We start from the raw sequence: 25,185 nt of genomic DNA on the forward strand, positions 1-25,185 counted from the left end.
TAATGAATAATGAAATGGTAATCTCTATTGCAGAACGCGCTATTTGGGTCATTCTTCTTACATCAGGTCCTCTTCTTTTGATTGCTTTAATCACTGGTCTGGCAGTAAGTATTTTTCAAGCAACTACACAAATTCAGGAGCAAACATTAGCTTTTGTTCCTAAAATTATTGCGGTCCTTGTGGGAATCGTTTTTTTTGGACCGTGGATGCTATCACAAGTAACTACATACGCTGCGGATATCTTTGAAAATTTAATAAGATATATAGGTTAGATCAATGGATGAACTTATACCTAAACTAACCGTATTATTACTTATAATAGCTCGTGTATCGGCATTTTTTGTCACTTTACCACTTTTTTCTCATCGGACAATTCCAGCGACACATCGTATTGCTTTTGCAGTGATCCTTTCTTGGATGATGTACTATACGATGGATGTTGCACCATTTGAAATAAACGGGGATTACATAATATTAATAATCAAAGAAGTAATGGTTGGATTATTTATAGGCTTACTAGCTTATATCATCATGTCAGCTATTCAAATTGCCGGAGGGTTCATAGATTTTCAGATGGGATTTGCCATTGCAAATGTTATTGATCCACAAACAGGAGCCCAAAGTCCGTTAATTGGTCAGTTTTTAAATACTTTGGCTCTCTTATTATTACTAGCTTTAAATGGTCATCATTTGTTATTGGATGGTATTTTTTATAGTTATCAATTTATTCCCATGGATATGACATTACTTGCTTTCGGGCAAGAAAACTATGTTGAATTCATTATGAAGACTTTTGCTGGTGTTTTTGCGGTAGCCTTTCAAATGTCAATACCAATCGTTGCAACATTGTTTTTAGTAGATATCGCTTTGGGGATAACGGCCCGAACAGTTCCTCAATTAAATATATTCGTTGTTGGATTTCCAATTAAAATTGGGGTAAGTTTTTTAGTTCTTCTCGTGATGATGGGTGTTCTTATGGCTGTTGTTCAAAAGATGTTTGAAATAATGGTAATTGGTATGCGAGATTTAATGATTATATTAGGTGGTGGCTAAACTTGTTTGAAATGCGATTAGATTTACAGTTTTTCGCTGGAGAAAAGACAGAAAAAGCGACACCTAAGAAGCGTCAAGATTCTCGTAAAAAGGGACAAGTTTTAAAGAGTGCGGATGTAACAAGTGCTATTGTTTTACTTGCAGTTTTTATCTTTTTGTTTTTTAGTGCAGGATTTTTGAGGACAGAAATATTTTCTTTTTTCAATGTAACGTTCACTAAATACATGTTGATTGAAACTTTAACAATTGAAACAGCTGTCGAGATATATAAAGATTTACTTATAGAAATGGCAATAATTTTGCTACCCATTATGGGCGTTGCTGTTGTTGCTGCTATAGCGGCTAACTTTTTTCAATTTGGTTTATTATTTACAACTGAACCATTAAAGTTTGATTTGAAAAAGATTGATCCTATCCAAGGATTAAAAAGAATATTTTCATTAAAAGCAATTATAGAGCTATTAAAATCTTTATTAAAAATTTCTTTCATCGGTTCGGTTACGACTCTCATCATATGGATGAACTTAGAACAAGTGTTATCTTTATCATTTAAAACACCATGGGATACACTTTCCACAATAGGTTGGTTAACTGGGATGATGGGAATTGCTGCTTCGTCTGTCCTATTATTTATTTCTGTTCTAGATTTCTTTTATCAGCGTTATGATTATGAAAAAAATCTAAAAATGTCGAAACAAGACATTAAAGATGAACATAAAAACTCTGACGGAGATCCTATTATTAAATCAAGAATCAGACAGCGCCAAAGGGAGATGGCTATGCGTCGAATGATGCAAGAAGTTCCTTCCGCAGATGTAGTTATTACGAATCCAACCCATTTTGCCATTGCTTTAAAGTACGATGATGATTCAATGGATGCTCCGATCGTTGTAGCAAAGGGTGCTGATTTTGTAGCACAAAAAATAAAGCTTATCGCAAGGGAAAATGATGTAGTAATGGTAGAGAACCGGCCACTTGCTAGAGCTATGTATGATCAAGTGGAAATAGGGCAACGGATTCCAGATGAGTTTTTTAAAGCAGTTGCAGAAGTATTAGCCTATGTATATCGTATTAAACAAAAAATTTAGATGTAAAGATTGAGGTGGAAGTATATGCAAATCCGCGATATATCCGTTTTAGCAGCTGTAATTTCAATTGTGGCTATGCTAGTAATACCTCTTCCTCATTGGTTGATAAGTTTTCTGATAATAATCAATATTACAATAGCGTTATTAATATTAATGACTGCTATGAATATGCAAGAGGCTTTACAGTTTTCAGTTTTCCCTACTGTTTTATTACTTGTAACCTTATTTAGACTTGCACTGAACGTCTCGACTACGAGAGCAATTTTAGCAGAAGGTGACGCTGGTAAAGTAGTTGAAACTTTCGGTACGTTTGTAACTGGTGGGAATATGTTAGTAGGTTTAGTGGTCTTTGCTATTTTAGTAATTATTAATTTCATTGTCATTACAAAAGGGTCAGAGCGTGTTTCAGAAGTCGCTGCACGTTTTACACTTGATGCAATGCCAGGTAAACAAATGAGCATTGATGCAGATTTAAATGCTGGGATGATTTCTGAAAAAGAAGCAAGAGAAAGACGTGAAAAGGTTAGTGGAGAAGCAGACTTTTACGGAGCGATGGACGGTGCTACGAAATTCGTAAAAGGGGATGCGATAGCAGGAATAATTATTGTTCTGATTAATCTTATATTTGGTATTATCATTGGTGTTGTTCAATTAGGACTACCTTTTGCGGAAGCTGCAGTTCTTTTTTCTACATTAACTGTAGGTGATGGTCTAGTATCTCAAATTCCTGCTCTGCTAATTTCTACAGCAACTGGTATTGTAGTTACAAGAGCGGCATCTAAAGGGAATCTTGGTGGAGACATTACCGAACAATTATTCAATCAGCCTAAACTTCTTTATGTTGCAGCAGCAACTATTGCACTTCTTGGGATAGTAACACCAATTGGAATCATATTAACATTCCCTGTTTCAATCGCACTTGCAATTGGCGCATTTATGATGAGCAAAGCAAGTAAAGAAGATCCAAATGAAATAGAAGAATTTGAAGAAGAAATTACAACGGATAATATGAAAAGTCCTGAAAATGTTATTAATCTCCTAAACGTTGACCCAATCGAGTTTGAATTTGGATATGGTCTAATTCCTTTAGTGGATGCAGCTCAAGGTGGAGATTTATTGGATCGTGTTGTGATGATAAGAAGACAACTTGCTTTAGAGCTAGGTATTGTCATTCCTGTCGTTCGCATTAGAGATAATATCCAGTTACAGCCAAATGAATATCGTATTAAAATTAAAGGAAATGAAATGGCTAGAGGCGAACTATTACTTGATCACTATTTGGCCATGAGTCCTGGAGATGATGATTCAATTGAAGGGATAGATACAATCGAGCCTTCCTTTGGGTTACCAGCTAAATGGATTACGGAATCCGTAAAAGAAGAAGCTGAAATTCTAGGTTATACAGTTGTAGATCCACCTAGTGTTGTTTCTACGCATATGACTGAAATAATTCGTAATAATGCGCATGATTTATTAGGCCGTCAAGAAACGAAACAACTAATAGATCATATTCGTGAAACATATCCAATTCTTGTGGATGAATTAACTCCAACACCTCTTACTGTTGGGGAAATTCAAAAAGTTTTGGGTAATTTACTACGAGAGCATGTCTCTGTTCGAAATTTACCTATTATTTTTGAAACATTGGCGGATTATTCAAAAATGACATCAGATGTCGATATATTAACCGAATATACTAGACAGTCTTTAGCGAAACAAATTACATCTCAGTATGCAGGTAATAGCAATGTATTAAAAGTATTAACTGTTTCAGGTAGAGTAGAAAAAATTGTTGCCGATAGCATTCAACAAACAGAGCATGGAAATTATTTATCAATCGATCCAAATGATTCACAAGCTATTTTAGAATCTATGGCAAGAGAGATAGAACGCGCGTCATTGATGGAGCAATCACCAATTATTTTGTGTTCTCCTGCAGTTCGAATGTATTTACGTCAAATGACGGAACGATATTTCCCTCAAATTCCGATTCTATCTTACAATGAACTAGAATCGTCCATTGAGGTACAAAGTGTTGGGGTGGTGAATGTAGAGTGAAAATGAAAAAATATACGGCTACTACAATGCCTGAAGCAATGAAATTGATCCGAAAAGAACTAGGCGATGATGCTGTCATTTTAAATTCTAAAGTTGTTTATTCTAAAGGGTTTCTAGGGCTCTTTAAAAAGAAATCGATTGAAGTTTTAGCAGGTATGGATTCTTATGATGCGCCTATTGCTCTAAAAGAAAATCAGTCCATGCAATTATTTCAAGCTAGCGATGCTACAGATGAAATTAAAAAAGATTTAGAAGACTTAAAGCATATGGTGAAATCAATTCAACGTTCTCCATTAGATGAAAATTATCCACCTGAGTTTGGAGCTCTTATTCAGCATTTAAAGGATCAAGAGTTAGCAGATGAGCTTATCACAACAGTTAGTGATGAGCTTTTTGTGCATATGAAAAGTAATAATGAAAAACTGGAGCTAGCTGAGCAAATCAAGAAAACGAAGAAAGTTCTTGTTTCTCTTTTAGAACAGCATCCTGTTGGTGGAATATCTTTTCATAAAAAATACATTAATGTTTTAGGCCCAACTGGTGTAGGAAAAACAACAACAATTGCAAAAATGGCTGCTCGTGCAGTATTAGAAAAAAAGAAAAAAGTTGGCTTTATTACAACAGATACATATAGAATAGCTGCAATTGAGCAGCTAAAAACTTATGCAGGGCTTTTACAAGCTCCAATTGAAATTGTTTATAGTGAGAAAGACTTACAAGATGCAATGGAAAAGTATGAAGCTTTGGATCTTGTATTTATTGATACTGCAGGTCGCAACTATAAAGAAATAAAGTTTGTGGAAGATTTGCAGAAGTTAATTAATCTAGAAGAAAATACAGAAACCTTCCTAGTGTTGTCTACAACATCTAAACAAAAGGACATGGAAGTCATTATTGAACAATTTATGGATTTTCCAATTGAAAAATTTATTTTTACGAAGCTAGACGAAACAAATTCTATTGGCTCTATCATTAATTTAATGGTTAAATATAAGAAGGGACTTGCTTACTATACGGATGGGCAAGAAGTCCCTGAGGATATTGTTGAGGCTAATCTAAATGAATTACTCAATTTGCTTTTAAAGGGGATTCGTTATGAGAGATCAAGCTGAGGAATTAAGAATTAAAATGCTTCGTACTCAAAATAAATTAGGTCGTTCTATTGCGGTAGTTAGTGGTAAAGGAGGAGTTGGAAAAAGTAATTTTTCTATGAACTTTACTACTATGTTAAGTTCTTTAGGCAAAAAAGTTGTATTAATCGATATGGATATAGGCATGGGTAATATTCATATTTTACTTGGAAAAACCGTGCAAACAAATTTGAAAGATTACTTAGTAGGTGACGCATCAATAGATGAAGTGTTATTCGAAGGACCACATAATCTTCAATATATTTCCGGTGGCTCTGGTTTATCAGGGGTAATGGAATGGAATGAAGGTATGTTCACACGATTAATAGAGGCATTCGAGTTTTTACAAAAAAACTATGATTATATTGTATTTGATATGGGTGCGGGAGCGACCAATCAGACATTGGATTTGCTCGTATCAGTTGATGATATTATCGTCATTTCAACTGCAGAACCGACATCTATAACTGACGCTTACTCTATGATGAAGTTCATTTATTACAAGGATCCTGATAAGAACTTTTTTCTGCTTTGTAACAGAGCCTTCAGCGAAGAGGAAGGAATTGATACAGTTTCTCGACTGAAGTTAGCAATGTCTAAATTCTTATCAAAAGAAGTGTTTCTACTAGGTTCGTTGCCGGAAGATCCCGTTGTAAGAAAAGCAGTAAAAGAGCAAGTGCCATTTTCTATACTCTATCCTGAAGCAGAAATTACTAAAAAGTTAAGAATGATTGTCAATCGGTTCTCTGATTTTGAAGAAGAGGAAGAAAATATTCCTAGACAAAGTAAATTCATCTCTCGATTGAAAAATCTCTTTTCGAGGAGGTCTTGAATCAGTGAAGCCCTTACAAAAAAAGAAGCTATTAATTGTGGATGATTCTGCATTTATGCGTAAGCTAATAACCGATTTTTTTAAAGACAATAACGTTATTGAAGTTATAGGGATCGCCCGCAATGGAAAAGATGCCATTCAAAAAATTAAGACGCTTCAACCAGACGTAGTAACCATGGATGTTGAAATGCCAGAAATGAATGGGATAGAAGCTTTAAAAGAAATAATGTCGAAAACACCTGTCGCGGTTGTGATGTTATCCAGTACAACTCAAAAAGGTACAGACAGCACACTTCTTGCGATGGAACATGGTGCAGTAGATTTTGTAGCTAAACCAAGTGGTACGATTTCATTAGATTTACATAAAATAAAAGAAGAATTAATTCAAAAAGTTGAAAACGCAGCTAATATTTCACTAGTAAAACTGAACAGGCAAAAGCAAGTGCACACAAAAGTAGAAACTGATTCTGTAATGCACAAGGCAATACATTCGACTACTTCTAGTAAAGTGAACAATTGGAATAAAAACAATAAGAAAATAGTATTGATAGGTACTTCAACGGGAGGGCCGAGAGCACTTCAAGAAGTAATTACTAAGTTCCCAAAAGACTTGAAAGCTCCTGTACTTATTGTGCAGCACATGCCCGCTGGCTTTACAAAGTCATTAGCAGATCGACTCAATCAATTATCTGAAATAGAAGTGAAGGAAGCTGCAAATGGGGACATTTTACGAAATGGACATGCCTATATTGCACCAGGAGGTTATCATTTACGATTAAAAAAAACGGGGAGTGTTTATACGATCGTTTTAGATAACGTCGAGCCTCCAAGAGTAGGGCACAGACCTGCAGTCGATGTTTTATTTGAAGATAATAGTAAGTTTAATGATTTCGATAAAATCGCAGTGATTTTGACGGGAATGGGTTCGGACGGCTCACTTGGACTTCAAAAATTAAAGAAAACGGGAAATGTAGTCGCAATAGCAGAATCTGCTAATACATGCATCGTTTATGGAATGCCTAAAGCAGCTGTTGAAACTAATTTAGTAAATGAAGTAGTAGATTTAGATAATATAGCACAGGCAATAATACAATACTTACCTTAAAGGGGTGTTAATCCATGGATACAAATCAATATTTAGAAATGTTTATAGAAGAAAGTAAAGAACATTTACAGGCTTGCAATGAACATTTATTAGAACTAGAAAAAAATCCATCCAATATTGCGATTGTTAATGAAGTCTTTCGTTCTGCACATACATTAAAAGGTATGTCCGCTACTATGGGCTACGAGGATATTGCAAATTTAACACATAAAATGGAAAACATTTTAGATTTAATCCGAAACAATAAATTAGATGTAACACCTGAATTGTTAGATGTAGTATTTGTTGCGGTAGATCAATTAGAAGGAATGGTCCTAGACATTGCTGCTGGGGGAGATGGAAAGTTAGATGTGACAGATACCGTTCAGAAATTACATAAAATTGAAACCGGCGAAGAAGTACCTGTTGCTGCAACTACAGTTGAAACAAAAGAGGAAGCGGAAGTAAATGATACGAACTGGCTTTCTTACGATGATTATGAGCTTACAGTGATTCAGCAATCGTTTGAACAGGACTATCACACATATGAAATTTCTGTACAGCTTAGAGAAGATTGTCTATTAAAAGCTGCACGAGTATATATGGTGTTTGAATTACTAGAAAAAATGGGAGATGTGATTAAATCTTCTCCATCTGTTGAAAAGCTAGAGGACGAACAATTTGATAACATTTTCTATATTGCATTAGTTACTTCTGAACCGAAAGATGATGTTCAAAAGAAACTAATGAAAGTTTCGGAGGTTACAGAAGTAAAAGTCAATTCTGTGACAATCGAGCAATTAAAAAATCGTCAAAACGTTGAACTTAAACAAGTAGAAGATTCTCAACAAATTGTAGTTGAACAGGAACAAGTTAATAACGCAAATGAAACAAAACCTGCTTCAACAGAAAAATCTACACCTTCTAAAGCGAATCATTCTACAGGGAATAAAACGATACGTGTAAATATTGAACGATTAGACATCCTCATGAATTTGTTTGAGGAGTTAGTAATCGATCGAGGTCGACTTCAATCGATTTCAGAGGAACTGCATAATGGTGAATTAGATGAAACTGTAGAACGTATGTCTAGAATAACTGGAGATCTTCAAAATATTATTTTAAATATGCGAATGGTACCAGTGGAGACAGTCTTTAATCGTTTCCCACGAATGGTTCGTCAACTCGAAAGAGATTTGAACAAAAAAATTAATCTTGAAGTTATTGGCGCAGAGACAGAATTAGATCGTACTGTCATTGATGAGATTGGAGATCCACTCGTTCACTTAATTCGAAATTCATTAGATCATGGAATTGAAAGCCCAGAAATTCGTATTGCTAATGGCAAGCCGGAAGAGGGTACAGTAGTATTACGTGCATACCATAGTGGAAATCATGTCTTTATAGAAATTGAAGATGATGGTGCTGGTATTAACCGTCAAAAAGTACTTAAAAAAGCGATCTCTAGAGGGCTTGTATCTGAAGAGACAGCTTCCACTTTAAGTGACAAACAAGTAGCTGAGTTTATACTATCTTCTGGTTTTTCAACAGCAGATAAGATTTCAGATGTATCTGGTCGCGGTGTTGGTCTAGATGTTGTAAAAACAACTATAGAGTCGCTTGGTGGTACAATTGATATTTCTTCCACAGAAGGAAAAGGATCATTGTTTTCTATACAGTTACCATTAACACTTTCCATTATTTCTGTAATGTTAGTAGAGCTTGGAGAAGAAATTTATGCAATTCCTTTATCATCTATTATTGAAACAGCTATTATCCGTTCATCCGATATTCTAAATGCGCATAATCAAAAAGTAATAGATTTCCGTGGCAAAGTTGTCCCATTAGTTTTCCTTGAGGACGTTTTTGATGTCCCTAGAGAAAGTAATGAAGAAGAATTCCACTCAGTAGTTCTTGTACGTAAAGGAGATAAACTAGCTGGATTAGTAGTTGACTCGTTTATTGGCCAACAAGAAGTTGTACTTAAATCTCTTGGAGAATATTTGACTAGTGTATTTGCAATTTCAGGAGCAACAATTTTAGGTAATGGTAAAGTAGCTCTTATTGTTGATTGCAATGCTTTAATAATTTAAGAGCAATTCTCTTAGGAAGGATGCGTAAACTATATGACAGAAGCTTTAGAAGTTAAAAGTGTGAAAGTAGTTGTTTTTCAGTTAGCAGGAAAAGAGTATGTAATACCTGTAAGTCATGTACAAGGAATTGAAAAATTAATTCATATTACACGTGTTCCAAAAACACCTTCTTATGTAAAGGGTGTTATTAATTTAAGAGGTGTAGTGACGCCGATTATCGATTTAAAAAATAGATTTGGACTCGGTGAAAGTGAATTAAACGATTCTTGTAGAATCATTATTATCACACTAGAGAATATGAATGTTGGTGTAATTGTTGATTCTGCTAATGATGTATTAGATATTCCAACAGATGCTATCGAGCCTCAACCGGAAGTAGTAGGAGGGTTGGAGCAAGATTTTATAGCAGGTGTAGCAAAACTAGATCGCCGTTTGTTAATTCTTCTACATTTGAATCTAGTATTAAATCCTATTAAGACAGGTGTATAAGGTATGTACGAAAAAAGTATAACGTCGATGCATTTAGATGTATTAAAAGAGATAGGTAATATTGGTGCAGCACATGCAGCTACATCATTATCTACACTATTAAATAAAAAGATTGACATGAAGGTTCCAAAAGTCGAAATGGTTTCTTTTGATGAAATGATGGAACTTGCAGGAGGACCAGATAGTGTAGTAGCCGGAATCTATTTACGAATAGAAGGTGACGTCACTGGCAGTATGTTTTTTGTGTTACCTGTAGAACAAGCAAATCGTTTCATCAGAAGATTGGTCCAGGATGATCAATTTGACTTTCAATCAGGTGCAATATCCGAAATCGGTGCATCTGCTATGCAAGAACTAGGAAACATACTCTCGGGTTCTTATCTATCAGCTCTATCCGATTTCACAGGGTTGAAAATATACCCTACTGTTCCAGCTTTAAGTATTGATATGGTTGGTGCAATTATCAGTTTTGGACTTGTAGAAGTCTCTCATGTTAGTGACTATGTCATTGTAATTGATACTGCTATAAATGAAGAAGATGTGCCAAATGAAGAAAGTGTAAGAGGACATTTCTTCTTATTACCTGATCCTGAATCATTTGAAGCTATTTTTCAAGCATTAGGAGTAAGTTAATATGAGTGAACAAGGTCAAGTAGTTAAAGTGGGTATTGCTGATATGAATATCGCAAAACTACCGAATACAATACGGACTTCCGGACTTGGTTCATGTGTAGGTGTAGTATTATATGACGAAAAATCTAAAATAGCAGGATTAATCCATGTAATGCTTCCTGATTCTAGTTTAGGACGAGGAGAGAACATCAATATTGCAAAATTTGCGGATACTGGAATTCCTGCAATGATTGAGCAGCTTAAATTAGAAGGGGTACAGCCTTTTAAGCTTCGAGCAAAAATTGCTGGAGGTGCACAAATGTTTCAGTTTTCTTCTAGCAGAGATACAATGCGAATTGGCCCTAGAAATGTAGATGCTGTAAAAGAGCAGTTAAAAAAATTCACAATACCGATTGTTTCAGAAGATACAGGTGGTAATAGTGGAAGAACAATAGAGTTCAATCCTTCTACTAGCATGCTAAATATAAGAACCGTTAACCAAGGAGTGAGAGAGATATAATGGTGGGAACAGTTCTATCTAACTTTTGGGCTGCGCTTATTGCTTTTAGTATTTATTTTTTTTCAACTCATCCATTTGTTAATCCAAAGAGTATATTACTCCATGCAAGTATTATTGCAATTATCGTATTTTTTCTGACATTCCTTGTACGTGCAATTATTGCTTTTGTAATGGAAGGTCCAGTTGTAAACGAAGAAGTTCTAGTAACAACATTAAACTCGGAAGAAATGAACGAGTTACCTTCTTCAGAGGATTTAGCAAGAGTAGTGAAATCTATGTTGAATGAGGATGAATAATGTCAGAGAAACTAGGTGGTGTCGAATTTATATTCGACGCCCCTTTTTTAGTTATATTTGCTATAATAAACATATTCAGTAGATATATTAGGAGAGGGGGATAATTGTGGCAAAACATTATTCGACAGAAGAAGACCTTCTTTGGAAAAAATGGATAGAAAACAAAGATCCTCAAGCTGGAGATTTATTAATACGAAAATACACGCCTCTTGTTTCGTATCATGTTCAACGTATTGGTGCAAGCATCCCTAAAAATATATCAAGAGACGAATTGAAAAGCCTTGGGATGATGGGGTTATTTGATGCTCTTAATAAATTTGACTACTCAAGAGACTTGAAATTTGATACGTATGCATCGTTTCGGGTTAGAGGTGCTATCATTGATGGCCTAAGAAAAGAAGATTGGCTTCCTAGATCATCAAGAGAAAAGGCTAAAAAACTTGAAGCCAAAATCGAAGAACTAGAGCAGCGATTAATGAGACATGCATCAGCAGAAGAAATTGCCGATTTTGTTGAAATGCCTGTTGAAGATGTGTATCAAACAGTCCAAGAACATTTTTTTTCAAATGTATTGTCTATAGATGAACAACTTCAAGACAATGAAGAAATGGATAGTAAATCATTTAATATTAGAGATGATTCACAGAAAACACCTGAGCAACACATGGTAAAACATGAACTAATCCAAGATCTAGCCAAACAAATTAATCAATTAAATGAGAATGAACAATTGGTATTAAGTCTTTTTTATACGGAAGAGTTAACATTAACAGTAATTGGAGAAATGCTTGGTTTATCTACATCCAGAATTTCACAGATACATTCTAAGGCATTGTTTAAACTTCGTAAATTGTTAGGGAATGAAATTATGAATGTCTAGATAGAGGGGGCCCTGTCAAATGAGTTTAAAGGGTGTTGAGCTCCAAATTGCAATACCAAAAACATTTGATGCTGGTAAAGTAGCAGAACAGCTACAACAGCAAAGTTCTGTCAATCAAGCGAATGCACAAGCTGCATCCGAAAGACAATTAGAAAAAAATCGAGAAACAGTAACTAAATCGGAAAATACGGCTAAAGCTGAATTAGAGGATTCAAAACAAGAGCGTGAAGAACAAGAAAGAAAAAAACGTGAAAAAAGAGAAAAAGAAATGAAAGAGATAAAGCATCCTTTTAAAGGAAACTTTGTTGATTTTAGTGGGTAGGAGAAATTATGACATCTGTAATATTGGTTATATTAATTTTACTTCAATTATTCAGTTTTTATTTAATTGCGTTGTTGTATGCAAAATTCTCTAGCTTAAAAGATATTGAGAAAAAACATGAACAAGTTTTAGCTGAAATGGATGATTCTTTTGGAGCTTATATCGCGGAAATAATAGATGAAAATAATAGGCTTATACAAGAATTGAATAGTTCAGAAAGAACAATTGCTACTACTTCACATGAATACGCTAAGAATGAAAATAGTAAGAAAGAATTTAGAGTGTCAAATGAAATACCTAAATCGTATATCTCTAAACAACTAGCAGCAAATAGTTATTTAAAAACGGCTGCAACTACTGAGAAAAAAGAGCCTGTAACGATAAAGGAAAAAGTTTTGTTTTATGCTGATGAAGGTAAAAGCAAGGATGAAATTGCAAAACTATTGCAAATTGGCAAGACCGAAGTAGAGCTTTTCCTAAAATTTAAAGATAAATAGTTGAAAGTATAAAATATGTATGGTATATTACAATACGGTATGAATACACACGCAGTTCGGATGGATTTAGCAGGTGCTCTATTTATTAGAGTAGCTAAAGAAAAATGATGACTGCGGAAGACTAAACCAAACCAGGAGGAAATAATCATGTCAGTAATCTCTATGAAACAATTACTTGAGGCTGGTGTACACTTCGGTCACCAAACTCGCCGTTGGAATCCAAAAATGAAAAAATACATTTTTGTTGAACGTAACGGAATCTACATCATCGATCTTCAAAAAACGGTGAAAAAATTAGAAGAAGCTTATGATTTCATGCGTCAAGTAGGTCAAGATGGTGGTAAAGTTCTTTTCGTTGGAACTAAAAAACAAGCTCAAGAGGCTATTAAAGAAGAAGCGGAACGTTCAGGTAACTACTACATTAACCAACGTTGGTTAGGTGGTACTTTAACTAACTTCGGTACTATTCAAAAACGTGTAGCTCGTCTAAAAGCGATTGAAAAAATGGAAGAAGACGGTACTTTCTCTGTACTTCCTAAAAAAGAAGTTGTTCAACTTAAAAAAGAACACGAACGTCTAGTAAAATTCTTAGGCGGTATCCGTGATATGAAAGCTATCCCGGATGTTATGTTCGTTGTTGATCCACGTAAAGAGCGCATTGCTGTAGCAGAAGCTCGTAAATTGAACATTCCATTAGTAGGTATCGTTGATACAAACTGTGATCCAGATGAAATCGACTATGTAATTCCTGCAAATGATGATGCAATTCGCGCAGTAAAATTATTAACTGCTAAAATGGCGGATGCATTACTTGAAGCAAGACAAGGTGAAGATGAAGTAGCTCCAGCTGAAGTTGCTGCTGAGTAACACACATGTAAGTAACAGGTGATAAGCGGCCAAACCACTTATCACCTTTTTTTGAGACAATGACATTATTTGTACTAGGAGGAATTTATAATGGCAGTTACAGCACAAATGGTAAAAGAATTGCGTGAAAAAACTGGCGCAGGTATGATGGATTGTAAAAAAGCATTAGTTCAAACAGACGGTGATTTAGAAGCAGCAATTGACTTCTTACGTGAAAAAGGTCTTTCTTCTGCTGCTAAAAAAGCAGATCGTATTGCCGCTGAAGGAACTACTTATATCCAAGTTGAAGGAAATAAAGCTGTATTATTAGAAATGAATGCAGAAACAGACTTTGTTGCTAAAAACGAAGCTTTCCAACAATTAGTACAACAAGTAGCTACTCATCTATTAGCAACTGAGCCTGCTTCAGTAGAAGAAGCATTAGCTTCTACTATTGAAGAAGGTGTAACAGTTGAAAACTTAATTTCTAACGCTGTTGCAAAAATCGGAGAAAAAATTACTCTTCGTCGTTTTGTAGTTGAAACTAAAACAGATGCTGATGCATTTGGTCCTTACTTACACATGGGTGGACGTATTGGTGTTCTTACAGTTCTGGAAGGTTCTACTGATACACAAGCAGCTAAAGATGTTGCGATGCACGTTGCTGCTTTAAACCCTGCTTATATTTCTCGCGATGAAGTATCTGCTGAAGAAGTAGAACATGAGCGCAAAGTATTAACAGAACAAGCACTAAATGAAGGCAAACCAGAAAATATCGTTGCTAAAATGGTTGAAGGCCGTCTTGGTAAATATTTTGAGGACGTTTGCTTACTTGACCAATCTTTCGTTAAAAATCCAGATCAAAAAGTTCGCGTATTTGTTGAATCTACTGGTGGTAACTTAAAATCATTCACTCGTTACGCTGTAGGTGAAGGTATCGAGAAACGTGAAGACAACTTCGCTGAAGAAGTAATGAACCAAGTTAAAGGAAACTAATTCTTAACAATAGAAGTCAGTGTACAACTATCGACAACTTTTCTGTGAGGAACAATAAGCAGAAGTGATTGGCGTTTTAGTAGGACAGTTACTTAATAAATAAGAATTTAATTTTTTTATCAGAGTGTAAAATTTTTATAAATAACAAAGAACTACTAGGGAGCACGCAATTTGTGTTCCCTATTTTTCAAGATAAAGAGACGGAGGATACCTATGAGCACACCACAATACAAAAGAATCGTTTTAAAACTAAGTGGCGAGGCGTTAGCTGGAGAACAAGGTTTTGGACTATCACCGGCAATTATTAAATCTGTGGCTGAACAAGTTAAAGAAGTAGTAGAACTTGGCGTTGAAGTTGCAGTAGTAGTAGGTGGGGGTAATATTTGGCGAGGAAAAGTTGGTAGTGAAATGGGAATGGACCGTGCTACAGCTGATTATATGGGAATGCTTGCAACAGTAATGAATTCACTTGCTTTGCAAGATTCTTTAGAAAAAGTAGGAATTGAAACTCGAGTTCAAACTTCTATTGAAATGCGCCAAGTTGCAGAACCATACATACGCAGAAGAGCAATTCGTCATTTAGAAAAGAAGCGAGTAGTTATTTTTGCTGCTGGTACAGGAAATCCATACTTCTCAACAGATACAACAGCAGCTCTAAGAGCGGCTGAAATTGAAGCAGACGTAATTCTTATGGCTAAAAATAATGTAGATGGTGTTTATTCAGCAGATCCAAGAACTGATAAAACAGCATTTAAATACGAAGAGCTTTCTTTCCTAGAAGTAATTCAACAAGGGTTACAAGTGATGGATTCAACAGCATCTACATTGTGTATGGACAATGATATTGCACTTATTGTATTCTCAATAATGGATAATGGAAATATTAAAAAGGCTGTTCTTGGAGAAACTATCGGTACAGTCGTTAGGAGGAATTCATAATGCCGAAACAAGTATTGGAACAAACAAAAGATAAAATGGCTAAAACGATTGCAGTTTTTAGTAGAGAACTATCAACTATTCGTGCTGGTCGCGCTAGCGCATCTTTACTTGACAAAATTACTGTAGATTATTATGGTGCACCTACTCCAATCAATCAAATGGCTGGTATTGCTGTTCCTGAAGCTCGCTTAATTACAATTCAACCTTACGATAAAACAATTTTAGGTGATATTGAAAAAGCAATCATGAAATCTGATTTAGGAATTACTCCTACGAATGATGGAACACTTATTCGCATTGCAATTCCTGCGTTAACAGAAGAGCGCCGTAAAGACTTAGTGAAACAAGTTAAAAAAGAAGCAGAAGAAGCAAAGGTAAATATCCGTAATGTACGCCGTGATGGAAACGATGATTTGAAGAAACTAGAGAAATCTGGAGGAATCACGGAAGACGATTTAAGAAACTATACGGAGCAAATTCAAAAGCTTACAGACTCCAATATTGAAAAAATAGATGCTATTACGAAAGAAAAAGAAAAAGAAATTTTGGAAGTTTAACATCAATCAATCCTTTATATTATTTAATGGATTCTGATTCATTAAGCCATTTTGAACTTTTCATATGGAGAGGCGTCCTTTAAAAGGGACGTCTTTTTATTTAAAATAGAAGATTTTTGCTTGTTACTCCATATGAATTTTCTGTTTCTGAATTCATAGAAGTAAAATTTGGAGAAATTTGATATGATAAGATATATATGTTCCGAGTTGGTGTAAAGTGGAGGCTTGAGTATGCTAAAAAAACTTATTCGTAAAAATGAACAAACGATAAGTATTAACTTAACAGAAAGAATAAAGAGAGCTCAACAAGAACAATTGCCGAGTCATATTGCTATCATTATGGACGGAAATGGTAGATGGGCCAAAAAAAGAACCCTACCACGTGTTGCAGGTCACCACGAAGGCATGAAAATAGTAAAGAGAATAACGCGATTTGCCAATGAAATCGGGATTAAAACTTTAACCCTCTATGCTTTTTCAACAGAAAATTGGAAAAGACCAAAATTAGAGGTGGAGTTTTTAATGCGTTTGCCTGAAGAGTTTCTTGGCACATATTTACCAGAACTAATTGAGCAAAATGTTCAAGTGAAAATGATGGGTAACATTGAATCTTTACCAGAACATACGAAAAGAGCAGTCAAAAAGGCGATGGAACAAACCGCACATAATGATGGTCTAATACTCAACTTTGCTTTAAATTATGGTAGCAGGGATGAGATTGTTCAAGCTGTGCGAAACATCGTAAGTGATGTACAGGATGGGAATATTTCAGCTGAAGTTATTTCTGAAAAATTATTAGACAACTATTTAATGACAAAAGATTTATCGGAACCTGATTTACTCATTCGTACTAGTGGTGAAGTTCGATTAAGTAACTTCATGCTCTGGCAGCTTGCTTATACAGAATTTTGGTTCACGGATACCTTGTGGCCAGATTTTGACGAGGCATGTTTACTTGATGCTATTGAGAGCTATCAAACAAGAAATAGAAGGTATGGCGGCCTTAAGGGGGAAGAAGTTAATTGAAACAACGTATTATCACAGGTGCAATAGCAATGGTACTTTTTGTTCCCATCGTACTGTTAGGGGGCCCAATTTTTAATATATTGATTTACGTAATGGCAGTTGTTGGCTTATTTGAACTTTTAAGAATGAAAGGAATTAAGTTATTTTCTATTGCTGGACTAATATCAATTCTACTTTTATTCATATTATTAATTCCTTCCTCTATTGCAACAGATGTGTTTCAAGTTACTGGTCATACAAAAATAGAATGGTTATTTGTTGCAGTATTTGTTCTATTAATTTATACAGTACTTGTTAAAAATAATTTTACCTTTGATGATGCAGCCTTTACGATCATGGCTACATTATATGTAGGAATTGGATTTTATTACTTTATTGAAACTCGAGAAGTTGGTTTAACTTATGTAATCTTTGCATTATTAGTAGTATGGACAACTGATTCGGGTGCGTACTTTACTGGTAGAAAGTTAGGGAAACGGAAACTCTGGCCAGAAATTTCGCCTAATAAAACAGTAGAAGGATTTATTGGGGGAATTATTTGGGCTCTTATTGCTGCATTTATTCTTCATTGGATTACACCATTAAGTTCATCTTATATAATACTAATAGCTATTACGATAGCTGCTTCCATTTTTGGGCAATTAGGAGACTTAGTAGAATCAGCAATTAAAAGACATTATAATGTAAAAGATTCTGGTAAATTATTGCCGGGACATGGTGGAATATTAGATCGTTTTGACAGTTTGCTTTTTGTCATTCCGTTATTGCACTTTTTACATTTTCTATAAGGAGAAGACATTAAATCATGGCAAAAAGAATAAGCTTATTAGGAGCAACAGGTTCTATTGGGTTACAAACATTAGATATTATTAGAGAACATCCAAGCAAATTCCATTTAGTTTCTTTCTCTGCTGGAAAAAATGTGGAGAAGACAAGGGAAATATTGAAGCAGTTTTCAGTTGAAGTAGTTTCGGTATCACAAGAAGAAGATGCTCGTTTGTTACAAACTGAGTTTCCAAAAGTTCATGTTTTTTATGGAGACGAAGGTCTTGTTCAAGTTGCTGCTAATACAAATGCAGATGTATTAGTGAATGCCGTACTTGGTAGTATTGGATTAAAACCAACTTTAGAAGCCATTAAAAAAGGTATTACAATTGCGATAGCAAACAAAGAAACACTTGTCACAGCTGGTCACCTTGTTATGCAAGCTGCAAGAGAAAAAAATGTTCCGATATTGCCGGTAGATAGTGAACATTCAGCTCTTTTTCAAGCGATGAATGGTGAGCAAAAATCAGAAATCTCTAAGTTAGTCATAACTGCTTCGGGAGGTAGCTTTCGAGATCTTACGCGAGATGAGTTAATAAATGTAACTGTAAAAGATGCATTAAATCATCCGAATTGGTCAATGGGAGCAAAAATTACGATTGATAGTGCCACCATGATGAACAAAGGCTTGGAAGTAATTGAAGCTCATGTATTATTTGATACTTCCTATGATGATATTGAGGTTTTATTACATAGAGAGAGTATTATTCATTCTATGGTGGAGTTTAAAGATACAAGCATTATTGCACAGCTAGGGACACCTGATATGAGAGTTCCTATTCAATATGCGTTATCTTATCCAAATCGTTTGGAGCGTGTGAACGCAAAAAGGTTAAATTTAGCTGAAATAGGTAAGTTACATTTTGAAGAGATGAACTATACTAGATATCATGCTTTAAAACTTGCAATTGAAGCAGGAAGAGCTGGTGGTTCTATGACTACAGTTTTAAACGCCGCAAATGAGGCTGCAGTGGCGTTGTTTTTACAAGAAAAAGTTTCTTTTCTAGCGATCGATGAGTTAATTGAAAGAGCAATGAACGAACATGTGAACATATCAAGTCCAGATTTAGAAACAATTTTACAAGTCGATACTCAAACGAGAAAAACCGTTCAAAACATGATAAAATGAGGAAATAATGTAGGACATGCTGTTTTACTATAAAGGTGGGGTATAATGGAAACGGCCATTGCGTTTATTATAATATTTGGTAGTATTGTTTTTTTTCATGAGCTTGGTCATTTTATTTTTGCAAAAAGAGCAGGAATAATGGTGCGAGAGTTTGCGATTGGAATGGGACCTAAAATTTTTGGTATGACAAAAGGAGAAACACTTTATACAATTCGTTTATTGCCTATAGGTGGGTATGTACGTATGGCTGGAGAAGACATGGACAGTGTGGAACTTCAACCTGGTTATCGATTAGGTATACATCTCAATGAAAACAATGAAATAGATCAAATTGTATTAAACCAAAACAAACAATTCCCTGACATGCTTTTCTTAGAAGTTGAGCGATCTGACTTGTCTAAAGAAATGTTTATAGAAGGATACGATGAGGACGAACGATTAGTTCGTTATAAAGTTTCAAGAAATGCAGTTATTAATGAAAATGGAAATGAAACATTTATAGCCCCATACGATCGTCAATTTGGCTCTAAGTCGGTTGGACAAAGATCAATGGCTATTTTTGCAGGTCCACTTTTCAACTTTATACTATCCTTTTTCATCTTTATAATACTAGGTTTACTGCAAGGGGTTCCTACATATGAACCTATCATAACAACTGTTGTTGCTGATAGTCCTGCAGCTCAGGCTGGAATGAAAGACGGTGACTTAGTAACAGAGATTAATGGAAATCCTATTACTAGTTGGGAAGAGTTGTCTGAAGAAGTAAGAGTTAGTCCAAATGAAAAATTGGATTTTTCTGTAGAACGTAATGGTGAAATTTTAGATTTAACGATTACACCAAACGAAGTAACGACTGGAAAAGAGAAAGTTGGACAAATTGGGGTTCAATATACTAGTCCAATGGAAAAAAATCCGGTTAAAGCAATTGCTTATGGAGCAGAGCAAACATATGATACTACGTTATTAATCTTTTCAGCACTTGGAAATCTTATAACTGGTCAATTTTCAATAGATGATTTGTCAGGACCAGTTGGTATTTATAAAGTTACAGAAACGGTTGCACAATCTGGTGTATATAATTTAATGTACTGGGCAGCTCTTTTAAGTATAAATTTAGGTATCATGAATTTATTACCGTTACCTGCGCTAGATGGGGGTCGACTATTATTTTTCTTATTCGAAGCAATTCGAGGCAAACCTGTCGACAAGCAAAAAGAAGGGATGATTCACTTTGTTGGAATCATGCTTTTAATGGTGCTTATGGTAGTTGTAACATGGAATGATATACAGCGTTTCTTCTTTTAAGCTTTATTATTAGACGGCTTCATATGGGCCAATTGATTTAACATCTTTGAGAAGGGAAAGTTCGATCATTTGAACTTTCCTTTCTTTTTCTGTTAGGCAGATAACTGCTAGATATATTTTAAGCCTCGGGTGGATGTCACACTATTCCAAGGCGATTTGATAGGGAGGGATTCAACATGATGCAAGATGGCATAGCAAGAATGCACATATTGTTACAACAGCTTGATTTAACGGAAGATTCTTTCGTTAAACATTTTGAAAATGCATCTATCTCTAGATTTACTGTACATAAAAAAGTGAGACAATGGCATTTTCACATTCATTGTTCTGCTATTCTACCGATAGATATTTTTAATATCTTCAGACAAAGATTAGAAGAGAAATTTACAGGTATTGCAAGTGTTCATTTGACAATTGAAAGTGAAAATTCAATAGTTTCAGATACCCAGATTAAAGATTATTGGATGGTTGTCATGAAAGAATTAAGTGATATGGCACCGCCTCTTAAAGATTGTTTACTTCAGCAACAACCAGAGTGGAACGGACAAATGATCCAACTTACTTGTGGCCAAGAACTTGAACTACGTACATTAAAAAGAAAATATGTAGATCAATTAGCGGAAACATACGTTAACTTTGGATTTCCTAAAATGGCTATAGACTTTAAATTAGTAGAAGATACTCAAGCATTAGCTGAGGCACAGTTAGCATTTTTAGAACAGCGAAAATTAGAAGAAGAAGAACTTGGAAAAAAAGCTCTAGTTGATTTACAGAAAAGAGAGCAGGATCGTCAGGAAAATGGTGCAGATGGAGCGGCAGATGGTCCCTTCCAGCTCGGTATTCCACTTAAAAAGGAAGAACCGATCATGGATATTCGCCAGATTCAAGATGAGGAACGCAGAGTAACGATCGAGGGATTTGTATTTGATGTAGAAGTAAAAGAGTTACGAAGTGGAAGATCACTGTTGACAGCAAAAGTGACAGATTATACCGATTCCATCCTAGTAAAAATGTTCTCTCGTGACAAAGAGGATGCTCAAATGATGGAACGATTGAAAAAGGGCATGTGGATTAAAGTTCGAGGATCAGTTCAGAACGATACCTTCGTAAGAGATTTAATCATTATGGCACAAGATATGTCTGAAATTAATCCTGTTGTGCGATTGGATACGGCACAAGAAAAAAGAGTCGAATTGCACTTACATACCCCTATGAGCCAAATGGATGCTGTTTCATCCGTTTCTGCATTAGTATCTCAAGCCGCCAAATGGGGGCATAAAGCTATTGCAATTACAGATCATGCGAATGTTCAGTCCTTTCCGGAAGCGTATGCTGCGGGAAAAAAGAATGGGATTAAAATTTTATATGGTTTAGAAGCTAATTTAGTTCATGATGGCGTTCCGATTGCTTATGACGAACAACATATAGCGCTAGAAGATGCAACTTATATTGTATTTGATGTGGAGACTACGGGTTTGTCAGCTAATTATGATAAAATCATCGAATTAGCTGCGGTTAAAATGAAAAACGGTGAGATAATTGATAAGTTTGAGCGATTTGTTAATCCACATCACCCTTTATCTGCTACTACAATCGAACTTACTGGAATTACGGATGATATGGTTAGGAATGCTCCGGAAATCGAAGATGTTATTAGAGATTTTTATGAATTTATAGGGAATGGAATAATAGTAGCGCATAATGCCTCATTTGATATGGGCTTCTTATATGAAGGGTATCGTAAATGTGGCATTGATCACTTTACTCATCCTGTAATCGATACATTAGAACTAGCAAGATTCTTACATCCAGAGTTAAAAACACATAGACTAGGATCCTTGGCTAAAAAATTTAATATAGAGTTAACTCAGGCGCATAGAGCTATATTTGACTGTGAAGCTACTGGATATTTACTTATGCATCTATTGAAGGAATCGGAAGAAAAAAAGATTCAGTATCATGATGATTTCAACAAACACATCGGTCAAGGGGATTCCTACAAAAGAGCGAGACCATCGCATTGTACAATTCTAGCGGTGAATGATGAAGGTTTGAAAAACTTATTTAAATTAGTCTCTCTTTCTCACATCTCTACTTTTTACAGAGTTCCTCGGATTACTCGTTCTACTCTTCAAAAACACCGTGCTGGACTTATCATCGGTTCCGGTTGTGATAGAGGAGAAGTATTTGAGGGCCTAATGCAAAAACCATTAGAGCAAGTAGAAGACATTGCAAAATTCTATGATTATTTAGAAATTCATCCGAAAGAAGTTTATTCTCATTTACTAGAATTAGAATTAGTAAGAGATGAGTGGAATTTAGAAGATATTATTCGAAAGATGATAAAGCTAGGGAAAAAACTTAATTTACCGGTTGTTGCTACAGGTAATGTCCATTATTTAAATGAAAATGATGCTATTTTTAGAAAAATACTTGTAAACTCACAAGGTGGAGCAAATCCGCTAAACCGTCATGAGCTACCTAAAGTCCATTTTCGTACTACAAATGAAATGCTAGATGCATTTTCATTTTTAGGTGAAGAGCTAGCGAAAGAAATCGTTGTAACCAATCCACAAAAAATTGCCGATTCTATTGAAGATATAAAACCTATTAAGGATGACTTATATACACCTAAAATAGAAGGAGCAGATGAAGAAGTTAGATCACTTACGTATGCTAAAGGTAGAGAAATCTATGGGGAAGACCTACCTGAAATTGTGGAAGCAAGAATTGAAAAAGAATTAACTTCTATTATTGGGCACGGATTTGCGGTTATTTATTTAATTTCACATAAACTAGTTAAAAAATCGCTGGATGATGGTTATTTAGTTGGTTCCCGAGGATCGGTTGGTTCCTCATTAGTAGCAACGCTTACAGAGATAACGGAAGTGAACCCATTACCACCACACTATGTGTGTCCTAACTGTAAGCATTCTGAGTTTTTCCAAGATGGTTCAGTAGGGTCAGGATTTGACTTGCCAAACAAAAACTGTGAAAAATGTGATACTCCGTATGTAAAGGATGGACAAGACATTCCTTTCGAAACTTTTCTTGGCTTTAAAGGAGACAAAGTTCCTGATATCGATTTAAATTTTAGTGGAGAATATCAACCACAGGCACATAATTATACGAAAGTATTATTTGGAGAAGATAATGTTTTTAGAGCAGGTACTATTGGTACTGTTGCTGAAAAAACGGCGTATGGATATGTCCGTGGGTATACAAATGATAATAATATGACTTTACGCGGAGCAGAAGTGGATCGATTAGTACAAGGATGTACGGGAGTTAAACGTACAACAGGGCAACATCCTGGGGGAATAATTGTAGTACCTGATTATATGGATATTTTTGATTTTTCTCCTATACAGTTCCCAGCAGATGCACAGGATTCTGAATGGAAAACAACACATTTTGACTTTCACTCCATTCATGATAACTTATTAAAACTTGATATTCTTGGACATGACGATCCTACTGTTATTCGTATGCTACAAGATTTATCTGGAATTGATCCTAAAACAATTCCTACAGATGATCCTGAAGTGATGAAAATCTTTAGCGGAACTGAAACTCTCGGAGTTACGCAAGAACAAATAGATTGTAAAACTGGTACACTCGGGATTCCCGAATTTGGTACTCGATTTGTTCGACAAATGTTAGAAGAAACGAAGCCGTCTACTTTCTCAGAGCTTGTTCAAATTTCAGGTCTCTCACATGGTACAGATGTATGGCTAGGAAATGCACAGGAACTGATTCAAGATGGAACTTGTCAGCTTTCGGACGTTATAGGTTGTCGTGATGATATTATGGTTTATTTAATTTACCAAGGTCTAGAACCTTCGTTAGCATTTAAAATAATGGAATCGGTTCGTAAAGGGAAAGGCTTAACTCCAGAGTTTGAATCAGAGATGAAAAAAGAGGGAGTTCCTAATTGGTATATTGAATCTTGTAAAAAGATAAAATACATGTTCCCAAAAGCCCATGCGGCTGCATATGTATTAATGGCTGTGCGTATTGCATATTTCAAAGTGCATTTTCCCATACTATATTACGCGGCGTATTTAACTGTTCGTGCTTCTGATTTTGATTTGATATCCATGATTAATGGTTCCCAAACAATCCGAGCAAAATTAGAAGAAATAAATGGAAAAGGCTTGGATGCATCTCCTAAAGAAAAGAGTTTAGCTACCGTTCTTGAAATCGGACTTGAAATGTCAGAACGTGGTATTCGTTTGCAAAAAGTGGACTTATATAAATCAAAAGCAAGTGAATTTACAATTGAAGGAAATACGCTTATACCACCATTTAATGCTATTCCAGGATTAGGAACCAATGTTGCATTCCAAATTGTTAAAGCTAGACAAGATGGAGAGTTTTTGTCTAAAGAGGATCTACAACAAAGAGGTAAAGTTTCCAAAACAATTATTGAATACATGGATGCAATGGGTTGTTTAGATGGACTTCCAGATGCAAACCAGCTTTCTTTGTTTTAAAATGAAACGGGTTAATTTTCCTTTGAAAGTCACCGCTTCAATGCTTCCACTTTTGTTCTCAATTTGCATGAATTTGAGTAGTATGGTAATATAAAACTACCAATGTTTCATA

General features: G+C 35.2%; 24 protein-coding genes. All 24 read left to right on the forward strand.

Going from position 1 to position 25,185, the window contains the following annotated elements:
* The first annotated feature begins 2 nt into the window (after positions 1 to 2).
* Positions 3 to 272: a flagellar biosynthesis protein FliQ gene (gene fliQ, locus P2Q73_RS06175; RefSeq protein ID WP_053589966.1), complete on the forward strand. Its 270-nt coding sequence runs from the start codon at positions 3 to 5 to the stop codon at positions 270 to 272.
* A gap of 4 nt (positions 273 to 276) precedes the next feature.
* Positions 277 to 1,053 carry a flagellar biosynthetic protein FliR gene (gene fliR / locus P2Q73_RS06180; RefSeq protein ID WP_056829285.1) on the forward strand — a complete coding sequence of 259 codons (777 nt, stop codon included), beginning with the start codon at positions 277 to 279 and terminating at the stop codon, positions 1,051 to 1,053.
* An 11-nt stretch (positions 1,054 to 1,064) separates the two neighbouring features.
* A complete protein-coding gene (flhB, locus tag P2Q73_RS06185) occupies positions 1,065 to 2,141 on the forward strand; it encodes a flagellar biosynthesis protein FlhB (RefSeq protein WP_053592150.1) in 1,077 nt (358 codons plus the stop codon).
* Positions 2,142 to 2,165: 24 nt separating this feature from the next.
* On the forward strand, positions 2,166 to 4,199 hold the full coding sequence (flhA, locus tag P2Q73_RS06190; protein ID WP_056829287.1) for a flagellar biosynthesis protein FlhA: 2,034 nt from the start codon (positions 2,166 to 2,168) through the stop codon (positions 4,197 to 4,199).
* Positions 4,196 to 5,311 carry a flagellar biosynthesis protein FlhF gene (locus P2Q73_RS06195; protein ID WP_275784976.1) on the forward strand — a complete coding sequence of 372 codons (1,116 nt, stop codon included), beginning with the start codon at positions 4,196 to 4,198 and terminating at the stop codon, positions 5,309 to 5,311. Before flhA ends, P2Q73_RS06195 begins: the two co-directional genes overlap by 4 nt.
* The gene (locus P2Q73_RS06200) at positions 5,295 to 6,161 is read left to right on the forward strand and encodes a MinD/ParA family protein (protein WP_275784978.1); all 867 of its coding nucleotides are present in this window, start codon (positions 5,295 to 5,297) and stop codon (positions 6,159 to 6,161) included. The genes P2Q73_RS06195 and P2Q73_RS06200 overlap by 17 nt, the downstream gene beginning before the upstream one ends.
* Positions 6,162 to 6,165: 4 nt before the next feature.
* Complete coding sequence (locus tag P2Q73_RS06205) at positions 6,166 to 7,266, forward strand: protein-glutamate methylesterase/protein-glutamine glutaminase (protein WP_275784981.1); 1,101 nt, start codon at positions 6,166 to 6,168, stop codon at positions 7,264 to 7,266.
* A 14-nt stretch (positions 7,267 to 7,280) separates the two neighbouring features.
* Positions 7,281 to 9,338 (forward strand): chemotaxis protein CheA, encoded by a 2,058-nt coding sequence (locus P2Q73_RS06210; RefSeq protein ID WP_275784984.1) that lies wholly within the window; start codon positions 7,281 to 7,283, stop codon positions 9,336 to 9,338.
* Positions 9,339 to 9,371: 33 nt separating this feature from the next.
* Complete coding sequence (locus tag P2Q73_RS06215; protein ID WP_275784987.1) at positions 9,372 to 9,827, forward strand: chemotaxis protein CheW; 456 nt, start codon at positions 9,372 to 9,374, stop codon at positions 9,825 to 9,827.
* 3 nt (positions 9,828 to 9,830) lie between these two features.
* Positions 9,831 to 10,460 carry a chemotaxis protein CheC gene (locus P2Q73_RS06220; RefSeq protein WP_053589959.1) on the forward strand — a complete coding sequence of 210 codons (630 nt, stop codon included), beginning with the start codon at positions 9,831 to 9,833 and terminating at the stop codon, positions 10,458 to 10,460.
* Between the two features lies 1 nt (position 10,461).
* Positions 10,462 to 10,959, forward strand: coding sequence for a chemotaxis protein CheD (locus P2Q73_RS06225; protein WP_053589958.1), 498 nt, complete (start codon positions 10,462 to 10,464; stop codon positions 10,957 to 10,959).
* Entirely contained in the window at positions 10,959 to 11,255 is a 297-nt protein-coding gene (locus P2Q73_RS06230) for a hypothetical protein (protein WP_056829296.1), read from the forward strand. The genes P2Q73_RS06225 and P2Q73_RS06230 overlap by 1 nt, the downstream gene beginning before the upstream one ends.
* Positions 11,256 to 11,361: 106 nt before the next feature.
* Positions 11,362 to 12,135 (forward strand): FliA/WhiG family RNA polymerase sigma factor, encoded by a 774-nt coding sequence (locus tag P2Q73_RS06235; RefSeq protein ID WP_053589956.1) that lies wholly within the window; start codon positions 11,362 to 11,364, stop codon positions 12,133 to 12,135.
* A 19-nt stretch (positions 12,136 to 12,154) separates the two neighbouring features.
* Entirely contained in the window at positions 12,155 to 12,457 is a 303-nt protein-coding gene (locus P2Q73_RS06240) for a hypothetical protein (RefSeq protein ID WP_056829300.1), read from the forward strand.
* Positions 12,458 to 12,465: 8 nt separating this feature from the next.
* Entirely contained in the window at positions 12,466 to 12,954 is a 489-nt protein-coding gene (locus tag P2Q73_RS06245; protein WP_275784993.1) for a DUF6115 domain-containing protein, read from the forward strand.
* 147 nt (positions 12,955 to 13,101) lie between these two features.
* Complete coding sequence (gene rpsB, locus P2Q73_RS06250) at positions 13,102 to 13,821, forward strand: 30S ribosomal protein S2 (RefSeq protein ID WP_053589953.1); 720 nt, start codon at positions 13,102 to 13,104, stop codon at positions 13,819 to 13,821.
* A gap of 90 nt (positions 13,822 to 13,911) precedes the next feature.
* Positions 13,912 to 14,796 carry a translation elongation factor Ts gene (gene tsf, locus P2Q73_RS06255; RefSeq protein WP_275784996.1) on the forward strand — a complete coding sequence of 295 codons (885 nt, stop codon included), beginning with the start codon at positions 13,912 to 13,914 and terminating at the stop codon, positions 14,794 to 14,796.
* 213 nt (positions 14,797 to 15,009) lie between these two features.
* The gene (pyrH, locus tag P2Q73_RS06260) at positions 15,010 to 15,735 is read left to right on the forward strand and encodes a UMP kinase (RefSeq protein WP_053589951.1); all 726 of its coding nucleotides are present in this window, start codon (positions 15,010 to 15,012) and stop codon (positions 15,733 to 15,735) included.
* Complete coding sequence (frr, locus tag P2Q73_RS06265; RefSeq protein WP_053589950.1) at positions 15,735 to 16,292, forward strand: ribosome recycling factor; 558 nt, start codon at positions 15,735 to 15,737, stop codon at positions 16,290 to 16,292. The genes pyrH and frr overlap by 1 nt, the downstream gene beginning before the upstream one ends.
* Before the next feature lie 231 nt (positions 16,293 to 16,523).
* Positions 16,524 to 17,318, forward strand: coding sequence for an isoprenyl transferase (locus P2Q73_RS06270; protein WP_056829303.1), 795 nt, complete (start codon positions 16,524 to 16,526; stop codon positions 17,316 to 17,318).
* Positions 17,315 to 18,106, forward strand: coding sequence for a phosphatidate cytidylyltransferase (locus P2Q73_RS06275; RefSeq protein ID WP_056829305.1), 792 nt, complete (start codon positions 17,315 to 17,317; stop codon positions 18,104 to 18,106). Before P2Q73_RS06270 ends, P2Q73_RS06275 begins: the two co-directional genes overlap by 4 nt.
* 17 nt (positions 18,107 to 18,123) lie before the next feature.
* On the forward strand, positions 18,124 to 19,272 hold the full coding sequence (gene dxr / locus P2Q73_RS06280) for a 1-deoxy-D-xylulose-5-phosphate reductoisomerase (protein WP_053589947.1): 1,149 nt from the start codon (positions 18,124 to 18,126) through the stop codon (positions 19,270 to 19,272).
* Between the two features lie 45 nt (positions 19,273 to 19,317).
* Positions 19,318 to 20,577, forward strand: coding sequence for an RIP metalloprotease RseP (rseP, locus tag P2Q73_RS06285; protein ID WP_275785002.1), 1,260 nt, complete (start codon positions 19,318 to 19,320; stop codon positions 20,575 to 20,577).
* Between the two features lie 176 nt (positions 20,578 to 20,753).
* A complete protein-coding gene (locus P2Q73_RS06290) occupies positions 20,754 to 25,073 on the forward strand; it encodes a PolC-type DNA polymerase III (protein WP_275785004.1) in 4,320 nt (1,439 codons plus the stop codon).
* Positions 25,074 to 25,185: the final 112 nt, after the last annotated feature.

The organism is Bacillus sp. Cr_A10, from assembly GCF_029222665.1.
Classification (GTDB): Bacteria; Bacillota; Bacilli; order Bacillales_A; family Planococcaceae; genus Psychrobacillus.